At 62.7% G+C, this 14,042-nt stretch carries 11 protein-coding genes; 8 read left to right on the plus strand and 3 right to left on the minus strand.

The window, feature by feature from the left end; translation table 11 throughout:
• The first annotated feature begins 2 nt into the window (after nt 1–2).
• From WS61_RS22480 to WS61_RS22505, 6 genes are all read left to right on the plus strand, one after another.
• The gene (locus tag WS61_RS22480; protein ID WP_059503573.1) at nt 3–1,073 is read left to right on the plus strand and encodes a VOC family protein; all 1,071 of its coding nucleotides are present in this window, start codon (nt 3–5) and stop codon (nt 1,071–1,073) included.
• Nucleotides 1,074–1,109: 36 nt separating this feature from the next.
• On the plus strand, nt 1,110–2,066 hold the full coding sequence (locus WS61_RS22485) for a fumarylacetoacetate hydrolase family protein (protein ID WP_059503575.1): 957 nt from the start codon (nt 1,110–1,112) through the stop codon (nt 2,064–2,066).
• Nucleotides 2,063–4,024, plus strand: coding sequence for an acyl-CoA synthetase (locus WS61_RS22490; protein WP_059503577.1), 1,962 nt, complete (start codon nt 2,063–2,065; stop codon nt 4,022–4,024). Before WS61_RS22485 ends, WS61_RS22490 begins: the two co-directional genes overlap by 4 nt.
• A gap of 215 nt (nt 4,025–4,239) precedes the next feature.
• Complete coding sequence (locus WS61_RS22495) at nt 4,240–4,965, plus strand: OmpW family protein (protein WP_059503579.1); 726 nt, start codon at nt 4,240–4,242, stop codon at nt 4,963–4,965.
• A gap of 403 nt (nt 4,966–5,368) precedes the next feature.
• Nucleotides 5,369–5,860, plus strand: coding sequence for a DUF2844 domain-containing protein (locus WS61_RS22500; RefSeq protein WP_059503581.1), 492 nt, complete (start codon nt 5,369–5,371; stop codon nt 5,858–5,860).
• Nucleotides 5,861–5,865: 5 nt separating this feature from the next.
• Nucleotides 5,866–7,113 (plus strand): DUF3443 domain-containing protein, encoded by a 1,248-nt coding sequence (locus WS61_RS22505; protein ID WP_095211808.1) that lies wholly within the window; start codon nt 5,866–5,868, stop codon nt 7,111–7,113.
• 120 nt (nt 7,114–7,233) lie between these two features.
• Here the strand turns inward: WS61_RS22505 and WS61_RS22510 are convergent, their stop codons facing one another.
• The 3 genes from WS61_RS22510 to WS61_RS22520 are packed head-to-tail and all read right to left on the minus strand — an operon-like array spanning nt 7,234 to nt 9,710.
• Nucleotides 7,234–7,974, minus strand: coding sequence for a polysaccharide deacetylase family protein (locus WS61_RS22510; protein ID WP_059503583.1), 741 nt, complete (start codon nt 7,972–7,974; stop codon nt 7,234–7,236).
• 24 nt (nt 7,975–7,998) lie between these two features.
• Nucleotides 7,999–8,559, minus strand: a complete 561-nt coding sequence (locus WS61_RS22515) for a hypothetical protein (RefSeq protein WP_059503585.1) — start codon at nt 8,557–8,559, stop codon at nt 7,999–8,001.
• Nucleotides 8,556–9,710: a glycosyltransferase gene (locus tag WS61_RS22520; protein WP_059503587.1), complete on the minus strand. Its 1,155-nt coding sequence runs from the start codon at nt 9,708–9,710 to the stop codon at nt 8,556–8,558. The genes WS61_RS22515 and WS61_RS22520 overlap by 4 nt, the downstream gene beginning before the upstream one ends.
• A 577-nt stretch (nt 9,711–10,287) precedes the next feature.
• Here WS61_RS22520 and WS61_RS22525 point away from each other — a divergent pair.
• Together WS61_RS22525 and WS61_RS22530 are read left to right on the plus strand one after the other, a co-directional pair.
• Entirely contained in the window at nt 10,288–11,595 is a 1,308-nt protein-coding gene (locus WS61_RS22525; protein WP_059503589.1) for a dicarboxylate/amino acid:cation symporter, read from the plus strand.
• Nucleotides 11,596–12,048: 453 nt separating this feature from the next.
• Complete coding sequence (locus tag WS61_RS22530) at nt 12,049–13,983, plus strand: SMP-30/gluconolactonase/LRE family protein (protein ID WP_059503591.1); 1,935 nt, start codon at nt 12,049–12,051, stop codon at nt 13,981–13,983.
• The last annotated feature ends 59 nt before the right edge of the window (nt 13,984–14,042 follow it).

Consider the following 14,042-nt stretch of genomic DNA (forward strand, 5'->3'; position numbering starts at 1 on the left):
CCATGAAGCTCACGACTGCACAACCCGCACGGAGTCCCCAGCCGACGACGAAGGCTCGGGCGCTTTCCTATTTGATGTTCGAGCGTCCCGATCTCGAACGGGCCGAACGATTTCTCAACGATTTCGGCCTGCGAACGGTATCCCGTGACGGCGAATATCTGTTTCTCCGAGGGACGGCCGCCACACCGTTCTGCTATGTCGTCCGGCAGGCTGAAAAAAATCGTTTCGTCGGCTTCGGGCTTGAAGTTGACGGTATCGACGCACTGCGAAAGCTTGCCGACGTGCCGGGCGCGTCGGACGTGGAGCCGTCGCCGTGGCCCGGAGGCGGCCATCGCGTCACGCTCGTCGATCCGTCGGGTTTTCGTGTCGACGCGGTCGCGGGACAAGCGCGGGCCGGCGCCCTGCCGCACCGGTCGGCGTTAGCGTTCAACTCGCCCGATTCCATCGTTCGCGTGAACGATACCCAGCGTGCGCCGCTGGCGGCGCCGGAAGTGATTCGCCTCGGTCATGTCGTGCTCGAACTCGCCGATTTCCAGGCGACTTGCGCGTGGTACACGTCTCACTTCGGTTTCATCCCGAGCGACGTTCAGGTGTTGCCGGATGGATCGCCCGCCGTCGCGTTCTTGCGGCTCGATCGCGGGGCGACCCCCACGGATCACCATACGCTGGCATTGGCACAGGGATTCGCAGCGCTTTACAGCCACTCGGCATTCGAGCTGGTGGACGCGGACGCCGTCGGGATCGGGCAGCGTGTGTTGAGCGAAAAAGGATGGACGCACGCATGGGGGATGGGTCGTCACATTCTCGGCAGCCAGGTCTTCGACTATTGGCAGGACCCTTGGGGCGACAAGCACGAACACTATTGCGATGGGGACATGTTCACGGCGGACGTGGCGACGGGCATCCACGAAGTCAGCCGTGAAGCGATGTCGCAGTGGGGCCCCCGGATGCCGCGCAGCTTCACCAAACCGAAGATCACCGCCGCAAGCATCGCATCGCTGATCAGAAACCTCCGGGCCAGTCCGGACGTCACGTTTGCGAAGCTGCGCACGCTCGCGAAGCTGTTTGCGTGACCTTCATCTTCACTCAGACCTGTTCGAGGCATCTTCATGGCATTGCACGTCTTGCACTACCGGCATCAGGGGCGCGCCCAATGGGGCGTGGTGAGGCACCACCGGATCACGCCGATACCGGGCGACTACCCGACGACCGGCGAATTCGTGCGAGCACATCGGATCGATGACCTCGCCGCGCTCGACGGAGAAACGATTCGCGAATCGGACGTCGAGTGGCTGTCGCCGGTCACGCGCAATCAACGGTTCGTTTGCCAGGGCGCCAACTATCGCCAGCACATGATCGAGTCCGGCATGAATCCGGATGCGAAGTCATTCAACATGATCTTCACGAAGGCGACGAGCTGCATCGTCGCCGCCGATTCCGACGTCATCCGGCCGCAACATGTGCGGTTTCTGGACTACGAGATCGAACTGGGGCTCGTGCTTCGCCGCGATATCACGTCCCGGCAAGCCATCACGGACACGAACCTGCACGAGTACGTGGCGGGCCTCGTGATCGTCAACGACTATTCCGCACGCGATATCCAGATTCCTCAAATGCAGTTTTACAAGGGAAAAAGCTATCGGACGTTCGGGCCCGTGGGGCCGTATCTGTGCCTGCTGGATTCAAGCGATATCGCGCGGCTGCGCGCGCTGACACTGACGCTGACCGTGAACGGGGAAGTGCGGCAGAGCGATTCGACCGCGAACCTCGTGTATGGTCCGGCCGAAACGCTCACGGAGCTTTCGGGTGTTCAGGATCTGAACGCCGGTGACTTGCTTGCAACGGGCACGCCGTCCGGATGCGCGCTCAGCATTCCGTCGCCGGCGAAGCAACGGGTTGCCGCGTTGCTGCCGGAGCACATGAAGTGGCGGATCTTCGCGAAGGTTCAGGCCGCGCGCCCGCAGTACCTGAAGGCCGGGGATCTGGTCGAGTCGCGGATCCGGAGCAGGGACGGGGCAATCGACCTCGGTGTGCAACGCAACCGAATCGTGGACGAGCTCGCATGAACGCCATTGCAACCGAAGCGGACGTGCTTCGGATCGAAAACCAGGGGCCGCCCGCCGACCTCCCGGCCAGCACTTACGAGATGATCGGCCGTGGTGCGGCGATCGACCCGACCGCGCCGGCCTTGTCATTTTTCCTGCGCGCCGACGATCATCGCAAGCCATTGCGCTGGAACTATGCGGCGCTTCTGCGGGATATCACCCGCGCCGCGAACATGTTTTCACGCCTCGGTATCGGTCGCCACTCGGTGGTCGCCTACGTGTTGCCGAATTTGCCGGAAACGCATTTCGTCATCTGGGGAGGCGAAGCGGCCGGGATCGTGTGCGCGATCAATCCGTTGCTGGAGGGGCCGGCGATCGCATCGCTGCTCAAGGCCGCAAACGCAAAGGTGCTGGTGACGCTGGCGCCTTTTCCGGGAACGGATATCTGGTCGAAGATCCAGCCCATCCTGAGCGAGGTGCCATCGCTGCAAAGCCTCGTCCTGATCGATCTGGCCGAGCGTGTGCGGGGGTGGCGCCGAATTGCCGCCCGCGCGATGCAGCGTCGCGAATGCAAACGGTTGCACGGGCGCGCGGGCGTGCGCGGCGCCGTTCCGCGCCACGTCGAGATCCATGACTTCGACAGTGCGATGTCGCGTGAATCCGGCGATTCGCTGCTGAGCCCACGGCGTTTTGAAGCCGACGACATATCGTCTTACTTCTGTACGGGCGGCACGACGGGATTGCCGAAAATCGCGATTCGCCGGCACGGCAACGAGGTGGCCAATGCCTGGAGCGTCGGGCAGGTCGTCGGCGCCGGGATGGGCCCGGGGAAGACCGTGTTCTGCGGACTGCCGCTGTTCCATGTCAATGCCGTGCTGGCAACCGGCCTGGTGCCGTTCTCGCGCGGCGCACATGTGGTGTTGGGTACGCCACAGGGCTATCGCGGCGACGGCGTCGTCAAACGATTCTGGGAAATCGTCGAGCACCACAGGATCAATTTCTTCAGCGCGGTGCCGACCTTGTATTCGGCGTTGCTCGACGTGCCCGTCGACGGCCGGAACATCGACTCGCTGGAATATGGACTTTGCGGTGCCGCGCCGATGCCCGTGGAAGTATTTCGCCTGTTCCAGGATCGCACCGGGGTCCGGATCCTCGAAGGCTACGGGCTCACCGAGGGCGCATGCGTAAGCAGCGTCAATCCGCCAGGCGGCGAACGGCGTCTCGGTTCGATCGGCTTGCGCATCCCCGGCCAAATGATGAAGGCGGTGATACTCGACGACGCCGGCCGCTACGTGCGCGATTGCGTCGAGAACGAAGTCGGTGTGCTGACGATTTCCGGGCCGAACGTGTTCGCGGGCTATCTTCAGGAAGATCAGAACAAGAGCCTGTGGCTCGATCTCGGCGACGGCCGGCAGTGGCTCAACACCGGGGATCTCGCGCGACGCGATGCCCAAGGCTACTTCTGGCTCACGGGCCGCCGCAAGGAGCTCATCATCCGGGGAGGTCACAATATCGATCCGGCGACGATCGAAGAACCGCTGCACCGCCACCCGGCAGTGCAAATCGCTGCGGCAATCGGACGTCCCGACGTGCATGCTGGCGAGCTGCCAGTCGCATACGTGCAGTTGAAAGCCGGCGCAACGGCAACCGAGACGGAGCTCGACACCTTCATACGCAGCCTGATCGGCGAGCGCGCCGCGATACCGAAGCGGATTCATATCGTCGATGCGATGCCGCTTACGGCGGTCGGCAAGATCTTCAAGCCCGAACTCAAACGATGGGAGACGTTCGACGCGCTGGTCTCCGCGCTGAAGGATGCCGGCGTCGAGGGTGCGCGGGTGAGCATGGTGGACGACCCGTCGCGCGGGCTCACCCTGCATGTGGCGCTGAGCGATCACGCGCAGATTGCGAAGGCCAATACGGTGATGGGCCGCTTCCCGTTTGCCTTTTCGACTTCTGTCGAACCCGAACATCACTGATTGTCGATTCTCGGAACGTTTGGGGTTGAAGTAAGCAAATAAATTAGGAATTCGAAGTTAAGGAAGAAAGGGATTTTTCTTGACGAAGCAGCCCCCGATGCTTTTGGCCTCGTGTGTCATAAGCGCAGGACCAGCCCGAAAGTCATGCCTGGCGCACGAGGATGAAGACAGGTTTCACGATTCTTGAACACCAACACCAAAATCTGGAGACAAACATGAAACGGATCAGCGCAGGAACCGTCGTACTGGTCGCGGCCATCTCTGGCGCGCATGCCCAATCAGCCGGTCAGTGGGTGGTCAATGCCGGCTGGTCCCATTTTGCGCCGCAGGGGGAGGCGGATCCGCTGACCGTCAATGCGCTCGGCCAGTCACAAGTGATGACCGGCAGCGGTGGGGAGATCGCAAGTGGCGATACGTTCGGAGTGACCGCAACGTACTTCCTGACCGACCATATCGCGGCGACGACGGTCATGGGTTTTCCGCCGACATGGCACTTGAACGGCGCAGGTACGCTCAGCGGTTTCGGCGAGCTGGGGACCGCGCGGGCCTGGAGTCCGGCGATCATCTTCAACTACTACTTCGGCCAACCGGATTCACGGTTCAGGCCGTATCTGGGCGCCGGCGTCACCTACACGTGGTTCAGCAACATCAAGCTCAGCAATCCCGTTTCCACCGGCCAGATCTATTTCTCGCCGACCGTCGGGACCGCGCTCGAGGGACCGACATCCGTGTCGCTCAGTCATTCCTTTGCGCCCGTCGTCAACGGCGGCCTGACCTACAACATCGATTCTCACTGGTCGATCAATGCGTCGGTGGCGTATTCGTGGGTATCGACACGCGCCACGCTCACTACCCGGTCATCCGTCGGCACGGTCACGAGCACCAGCAAATTCCGGGTCAATCCGATCGTGACGTTCCTGTCGGTCGGATACCGCTTCTGAACCGCATTAGCCAGGACACGTCGCACGCATGTTGCAGTCGCCGCCCAGCACGGCGACGTGACGATCGCAGTCGAGTTTCAGTGGCGCATGGCCCGACCGCGGACGTTTCGTGATCCTTGCTCGCGACATGCGTCGAGTGCGATCGGAATGTTGAGGATTGCTAACCCGAAAGATGAATATGACACCGACGTTAGGAAACGTTCGAGCACGCGCTCTATCGACATAAATGACAAAAGTATCAATATTGAGTTTAATGTCAATAAATGTTGTGGCCGGCCCCTGTGGGGCGCCTGGTTACCGATCGCGGCGACCAAGGCGTCGAGGGTTACTTGATTCCAAGGGAGCGCACTCGCAGCGGAGGCGTCCCGAACCGTCATACGCGGGTGTTGCTCGGGAGGGAAATGTGAAGTCGATTAGCTATGCTTACGCCGCTGCGCTCATCGCGGGATTGGCAACGCCACATGCGCATGCCGAACTGGGCGGCGCACCGATATCGCTGCCCGCCGCCGATCAGGCCGCGAAAGTGCGTGTGATGCGGCCTGCGAATCGAGCGGCCGATGGCCTGACGGCGAATCCAGCCGTTTACATCGTCCGTGAAACTACGCTCGGATCGGGAACCGTGATTCGCGAATACACATCGGGCGACGGAATCGTCTTCGGCATAGCGTGGCAAGGGCCGACGATTCCCGATCTCGCGTCGTTGCTCGGCGGTTATCTTCGCGATTACAGCGCGGGCGTGGAAGCCGCGCATGCACTTCGTGGCTGGCGTACGCCGGTATCTGTTTCGGCGCGCAATCTCGTGATCAAGACAGGAGGGCACATGGGGGCATTTTCCGGGCAAGCCTGGTTGCCGCCCGCGCTTCCGCCCGGCCTGACCGGCAACGATATCCTGTAACTCCCATGAAAATGATCATGAGCATTTTTCGTACGGTCGTCCGGTGGTTCAGCATATTCAGCTTGATGACCGTCTCGGCAGCTTTCCTCGTTGCGTGCGGCGGCGGCGATTCAGGTTCCGGCGAAACGGGCGCCAGTAGTTCTGGCGCATCGGACGGCAACACCGGAAATACCGCAATCGTTACGGTTGCGCGAGGCGTTGCACGCGTCGTCAACATTCCGACCGTCAACATCAAGATTTGTGCGCCCGGAACGTCACGCTGCCAGGTGGTGTCCAATGTGCTCGTTGACACCGCATCGTATGGCTTGCGGATCGTACGTGATGCAATTCCAAGCGTTATCGACAGCCTGCCTAAAACGACTACAAACGACGGATCGACGCTTTCCGAATGCGGCAAGTTCGTTTCGAGTTATACGTGGGGCACGGTTCGAACGATTGACCTTTCCATTGGCGATGAACGTGCGAGTTCCTTGCCGGTGCAGATCATCGGCGATCTTGCCACGGACAACGTGCCAAGTTCGTGTACAAACGGGAATGAAGCTGCGAACTCGGCCACGGCTCTTGGTGCAAACGGCATTCTTGGAATTGGTCCGGCGCCCTACGATTGTGGTGCACCCTGTGTGAAGGTCGCGTCGTTGAGCAACTACTACTCGTGCGCGGACGGAAACTCGAGCTGCGTACAAGTCACCGTGCCGCTATCGCAACAGATCAGCAATCCTGTCGGTCAGTTCGCCGCAGACAACAACGGCGTGATTGTACAAATGCCGCAGATTTCGGAAGACGGTCGGGAAAGCGTGACGGGCTCGTTGATTTTTGGCATCGGCACTCAAGGCAACAATGCATTCGGCGCCACCACGAAGCTGATGTCAACGACGACGGGTGATGTGCCGGGAGCGTTCCTTTCCAGAAAGGTCACCGCGTTCTTCGATACTGGATCAAATGCGAATTTCTTCGATGACTCGGCGCAGATTACGTGTGCCAGGAACACGCAATTCTACTGCCCGTCAACGACGACCACTTATGCCGCGACTCTGGTTGGGCTCGACGGCACAGTGAGCATGATTTCCCTGTCCGTTGCTAACGCAGATACGTTGTTCTCGAGGAGTTCAACATATGCATTCAATGACGTCGCAGGTCACTTCGGCTCGTCCTCTTGGCTAGATCTCGGGCTGCCATATTTTTACGGTCGAACGATCTATTTTGGCCTGGATCGTTCGGCGGAAGGCGGCTCTGCGCCTTACGTCGCATACTGATGCCTTGAGGCGGGCCGGCAACCCATCAAGATACTTGTCATTGATCTGCAATCGGTTGGAAATTGAGTCACCGAAGGAGATGGGTATTGGATCGGGGTGACACCGGCTCGTCCAGTCGATCTACTCAAGCGCGCACCCCGTTATTCGCCCCTTCATGCACTTGAACCACAGCCTCACCGCCCCGACTCCGCCCGCCACCGGAATCCGCGGCAACAGAAACGGATCGTCGGCCGCGCCTGCGCATCCGCGCCGGGTCGTCGTCGCATTGTCGTAACCGGCAGCGATGACCTGATCGCGCACGCGTGCGTCGAGATCGCCGTACGGATAACAGAACGATTCGACGCATTGGCCGCTCAGCATTTCGAGTTGCCGCTTCGATTCGGTCAACTGAAACGCCGAGACAGGTGCAGACACATGCGACAGCGCGACGTGATCGAGCGTATGCGAGCCGATTTCGTGGCCGTGATCGCGCCACGCGAGCATGTCCGCGCACGTCATCAGCGGCGAGCGCGCGGTCGGCGCACCCGCGTCCCAGTCGTTCGCGCCGCCGAACCGGCCGGCGACGAAATAGCAGGTCGCGGTGAACCCGAGCGCGTCCAGCACGGGCATCGCATGCGTCAGCACGTTGAGAAAGCCGTCGTCGAACGAAATGCCGAAGACCTTGCCCCGTCGCTCCCCGCGCAGGTACGGCTGCAGTTCGCGCACGCTCAGGCCGCGGTAGCCGAGCCGCTTGAACAGCGTCATCTGGCGGCGGAATGCGTCGGGCGCGACGCTCAGGCTGCGCAGCCGGTCGGTCGGCGGCGGCAGCGGGCGGATCTGGTGATACATCAGGATCGGATAGCGTGGGGTGCGCGCAAGCATCAGGCGGATCGCAGGAAAGCGGGGTTACGCGGCCTTGCGGAAAATCCGCAGGGTCTTGAAGTCGCCGACCTCGGTGAAATCGGCACGAGCGGCCCACTGCGCGATGATCGGCTCGGCCTTCCGGTAGGCCGACGAGCCCTTGTAGAACAGCAAGTGGCCATTGGGCGCGGTATGACGTGCGAACAGGTCGAGCACCGCTTCGTCGGTCTTCGCGCCGTAGCGGCTGTTCGTTTCGTCGCGGAACTCGCACAGATGAAACAGCGTGACGGCGTCGAACGTCGGCAGCAGGCTCGAATTGCTCGTATAGATGTCGCCGAAATACGCGAGGTAGGTCTTGCTCACCTCGGGTTGCCGCGTGACGAGATCGACATACGACTTGTATTCCTTCGGCGACGCCGTCACGCCGAAGACGGTGTTGTTCAGATGCGGCCGCGCGCATTCGACGCCGACATGGTGGTGTCCGCCGGTACCGAAGTGATAGATGCGGATGCCCTTGAGGCGCACGGATTCCAGCCATTCGACGAAGTGCACGTCGCACGGACATTCCTGCGTGCGCAGGTCCCAGTACTTCTTCCAGATATTCATTGCCATTTCGTCGATCTCAAGGCGGTCAGCCAGCGGGACGGGTTGTGTCGAATCGATTTGTGATAGACGGACAAGGTCGCGTCGACGAACGCGTCGAACGAGAATTCGCGCTTGCCTTTCAGCCGCGCGCTGCGCCCCATCGCACGCACGCAGCCGGGTTCCTGCACGATCGCGCGCAGGATCGCTTCGATCGCCGCGGGCTCGCGCGGCGGGACGACCCAGCCGTCCACGCCCGGTTCGACGTTCTCGGGCAGCCCGCCCACGCGCGTCACGATTGCGGGACAGCCGAGCGACATCGCTTCGCGGCACGCATACGACAGGCTCTCGTGGTACGACAGCACGAACGACACGTCGATGATCGAGAACGGCACCCGCACATCGTCGAGCCGTCCGGTGAACGCGGTGCGCGACGCCATGCCGTGCCGCGCGAGTTGCTCGCGCTGCTCGCCGGACGGCTCCGCGCCGACCAGCAGCACGCGAAACCGCTCGCGCTCGGTTTCGGGCAGGCGGCCGAGCGCGGCGATCAGGTCCATCCAGCCTTTTTCGGGTGCGGTGCCGGCGCTGCTGCCCAGCACGATCGCATCCGCGCCGGCCGCGCCGAACAGCGCGATCTTGCGGCGGCGGATCTCGTCGGCCGCGAGTCGTTCGGCGGCCGGCCGGCGTACGCCGTGCTTGACGACCGTGACGTTGCCGTACGGCGAGCGCAGCGCGAGCATGCTCGCGACGTAGTCGCTGACCGCGATCGTATGGTCGGTCGCCAGCCGCGCGCGCAAGTGATTGCCGAAGCTGTCGGCGCGATAGGTGTTGTGCTTGGTCAGCACGACCGCGGGCCGATACCTGCACGCGAGCAGCGCCAGCATCACCTGCCGGTGATCGGCGGACCCGTTCACGTGGATCACGTCAAAGCGCTCCGCGACGATCAATCGATGCAGCCGCAGGATCTCCCGGCACAGCCGGTTCCAGCGCGGCTTGAATTCCATGTCGAAGATGCGCACGTCGGGGCTGTCCTTCAGCAGTCTCGACAGGCGGCTGCCTTGCGGCGACGCCACGGTCACGCGGTGATGGCGGCTCATCGCGACGGCGAGATCGCGAACGTAGGTGTCCTGGCCGCCGCCATAATCGCCGTGGAAGTTGGTGTACAGAATGTTCATCACGATGCGGCTTTTTCTCCGCCCTTCATTTAAAAGGATTCCTGATGAAATGAAGGACTCGACCTGATGGAACGGAAGCAATGACGCGAACGCGATGCCGCGTCTCCGGCTCGAGATTGCGTGTCGACGTCAAGACATGGCGGCAACGCGAATCATTTCCAAATATTACATATCGTTTACGTGGCGTAGTGTCGAGGTCTGCGCATCTTTGTGCGAATGTGTCGCGATCGCTGGATCGTGTCGCCTGGTACGTGACGATCTCTCGCGATCGCGACCGGCACGATGATCCCGACCGGCCCTTCCCCGCAACGTGAAATTGCCGGCATCCGGCCGCGCGGAAAGCGGGCCGGACCGCGACACAAGCCCTTTCACGGCGACACCAGGACGCAAATCAACCGATGTCGCTTTCAGATTTGAAAGCCGGCGCACCATTTGCGTTAGAATGCCCCCCCTGTTCGCCCTGGCGACCGCCCGAAGCGGACAGGTCGCCCGCATGGCGACACGGGTTTCGATTCGCAGCCGGACGCGAATGATTGGCCAGCCGTTGGCAACACATGCTTTGTAATTTGGATCACTAATGAAAAAGAAGCACAACATTACCAAGTACATCGTTGTCGCGATGATTCTTGGTATCGCCGTGGGTTACGCTTGCCATAGCGCGTTTCCCGACCCGAAGATGGCGAAGGAGGTCGCCGGTTACGTGTCGTTGCTGTCCGATGTGTTTCTGCGCCTGATCAAGATGATCATCGCGCCGCTGGTATTCGCGACGCTGACCGTCGGCATCGCGCAGATGGGCGACGGCAGCGCGGTGGGCCGCGTAGGCGTCAAGGCGTTCGGCTGGTTCTTCATCGCGTCGTTCACGTCGCTGCTGCTCGGCCTGCTGACCGCGACGCTTCTGCAGCCGGGCAGCCACCTGAGCCTGCCGCTGCCGCCGTCCGATGCGGCGCTCAACCTGAAGACGGGCGCGTTCACGCTGAAGGATTTCGTGGTGCACCTGGTGCCGAAGTCGATCGCCGAAGCGATGGCGAACAACGAAATCCTGCAGATCGTCGTGTTCTCGATCTTCTTCGGCACCGCGCTGTCCGCGCTCGGCGAAGCGGGCAAGCGCCTGACCGCCGTGATCGACGATCTCGCGCAGGTGATGCTGAAGGTGACGGGTGCGGTGATGGGGTTCGCGCCGGTCGCGGTGTTCGCGGCGCTGGCGTCGACGATCACGACCGAAGGGCTCGGCATCCTGCTCACGTTCGCGAAGTTCATGGCGAGCTTCTATCTGGCGCTCGCGCTGCTGTGGGCCGTGCTGACGCTGGCCGGCGTGACGTTCCTCGGCAAGCGTGCGTTCACGCTGCTGCGGCTGATCCGCGAGCCGTTCCTGCTGTCGTTCGCGACGGCCAGCTCCGAGGCCGCGTATCCGAAGCTGCTGGACGCGCTCGATCGCTTCGGCGTGAACCGCAAGATCTCGAGCTTCGTGCTGCCGATCGGCTATTCGTTCAACCTCGACGGCTCGATGATGTACTGCACGTTCGCGGTGCTGTTCATCGCGCAGGTGTACGGCATCCATCTGCCGCTCGGCACGCAGATCACGATGCTGCTGATGCTGATGGTGACGTCGAAGGGGATGGCGGGCGTGCCGCGCGCGTCGCTGGTCGTGATCGCGGCGACGCTCAACCAGTTCAACCTGCCCGAAGCCGGATTGCTGCTGATCATGGGCGTCGACATGTTCCTCGACATGGGGCGCTCGGCCACCAACGCCGTCGGCAATTCGATCGCGGCGGCGGTGGTCGCGAAGTGGGAAGGGCAGCTTGGCGAGCCGCGCGACGACGCGGATTCGGATGGCGACGCCGGGCTCGAGCAGGCGCAAGTGCGGGAGACGGCGACGTCCGCATGATGTCCTCGCCTGGTAACTGATGTGAGCCGGCCGGGATTCGACATGGATTCCGGCCGGCGCGCGACACGCTCCGCCGGTCATTCCCTCGACCGCATCCGGCGATTTACCCGATTCGCCGAATCAACCCCCGTTCTATCCGCCTTTGCCGTATCGATACGTCGCACCCGACTCGGCGGCGTTATTCCTGTGGGCAAAAACCGGATTTTCCCGATCTCGAATCGTGCCGGTAAGTGAACATTCACTGCATCGGCGACACACGCCTGTTCGGGCGGTCCGCAATTTTTTTCGATTTATATGAAGTTATGCTCGGCGTGGCCGAGTAGCGAATGCGCGCCCCGATGTAATACCGACCGGGCCGGATGATTCAGCGGGAGTATTTACGCGTGACCGGTTTTCAAGCCATCCGGCCGTCCCTTCATGTGCATGACGCCACCATTCAGGAGAGCATCCGCCATGGTCGCCCGAAAACCGATTCAGGCCGCGCTGCTCGCCGCCGCGATTGCCACGATCGCGCCGGCCGGATACGCGGGCAATACCACCGACTGGATCGCCAATACCTACGGCACGCTCGCCGCCCACGTCGGCAACGTCGCACGTTCGATGTGGGTCGCGCCCGAAGGCGTGATCTACACGGCGTCGATGTGGGACGAGGATGAAGGCGGCGTCGCGATCTACCAGAACGGCAAGAGCATCGGCTCGATCGGCGCGCATTCGGAATTCCAGGGCAGCGCGATCACCGGCAACGCGACGTCGCTGTTCGTCGCGCTGCAGCCCGGCAAGACATACGGCAGCGGCGCGGTGGGGCGCTACAACCGTGCGACGAAGTATCGCGACCGCGTGATCCAGATCAGCGCGGCGACCAACCAGCCGCGTATCGATGTCGTCACCGGGCTCGCGACGGCCGGCTCGCTGCTCTATGCGAGCGACTTCTACGGCAATCGCGTGCGCGTGTTCACCACCGATGGCGTGTGGCAGCGGGACATCGGCGTGTCGGCGCCGGGTGCGCTCGCGGTGGACGGCGCAGGCAACGTGTGGGTCGCGCAGAAGAATGCGGGCTCGATCGTCGGCTTCAGCCCGGCCGGCGCGTTGCTGAATACGATCCGGATGCCGGCCGGCTCGCACCCGTCGGCGCTGTATGTCGATGCGGCGGCCGGGCAACTGCTGGTGGGCGACGAAGGCCCCGACCAGAACATCAAGCGTTATTCGATCTCGGGCCGGCCCGCGCTGGCCGGCACGTTCGGCGTACGCGGCGGCTATCTCGACACGACGACGGGCACCAAGGGGCAGGTCGGCCCGCAACGCTTCACGCGCATCGTCGGGATCGGCAAGGACAGCGGCGGCAACCTCTATGTGCTCAACAACCCATGGGGCGGCAGCTGGGATCTCGGCCGCAACGGCGCGACCGACATTCATGCGTACGGCAGCGGCGGCAATCTGCGCTGGACGCTGCAGTCGCTGAACTTCGAAGGCATCGCCGCGCCGGACCCGGTCACGGACGGCGCGCTGTTCTACGGCAGCACGCACGTATACAGCGGCAGCGCGGGCGGCAAGTTCGTCGCGAACACCGTCGATCCGTTCACGTATCCGTCGGACCCGCGCATCAACATGAGCGATACGCAGCGCGACGAACACTTCGGGTTGCTCACGTCGGTCGGCGCGAACCGGATCCTCGTCGCGGCCGGCCAGAACCCGCCGATCTTCTACTTCTATCACCTCGACGCGGCGAACGGTTACATCGCGATTCCGGACGGCTCGATTCCGGGCCCGGCGTTCAACACGACGCAGCGCGTGACGGGCGGCTTCAGCCTCGACAGCCAGGGCGGCGTATGGGCCGGCCTCGACAAGACCGGCGCGATCACGCATTACCCGCTGACCGGCTTCGACGCGAACGGCAAGCCGTCGTGGGGGCCGGGCGTCGCGACCCGCATTCCGGCCAGCATCCAGCCGCTCACGCGCATCGTCTATCTCGCGGACAGCGACACGATGGTGCTCGCGCAGGGCGCGCTCGGCAGCAACGACTGGACGTCGATCGGCACGCGCATCGAGGTGTATCACGGCTGGCGCGCGGGCAATACGACGAAGCCGGACCCGGTGATCACGCTGCCGCACAGCGGCGCGAAGTCGATCGACGCGGCGGGCAACCACCTGTTCGTCGGCTACTGGTTCAGCAGCAGCGGGCCGCTGTGGCCGAACGTCGACGCGTTCAATCTGACCACCGGCAATCTCGATACGACGCTGGTCAACACGAGCCCCGCGACCGTCGACACCAGCAGCGCGATCGATGCGATGTACAGCATCCGGGCATACCGTCGGTCCAACGGCGAGTACGTGGTGATGAAGAACAACGTGAAGGGGAACAGCATCACCGTGTATCGGTGGACGCCGTGACGGGCTGAACGTGCGGCCGCGTCGAGCGGCGGCCGTACACGCGCGAAGTCGCGAATAGA

It is taken from the genome of Burkholderia sp. ABCPW 11 (assembly GCF_001523445.1).
Lineage (GTDB): Bacteria > Pseudomonadota > Gammaproteobacteria > Burkholderiales > Burkholderiaceae > Burkholderia.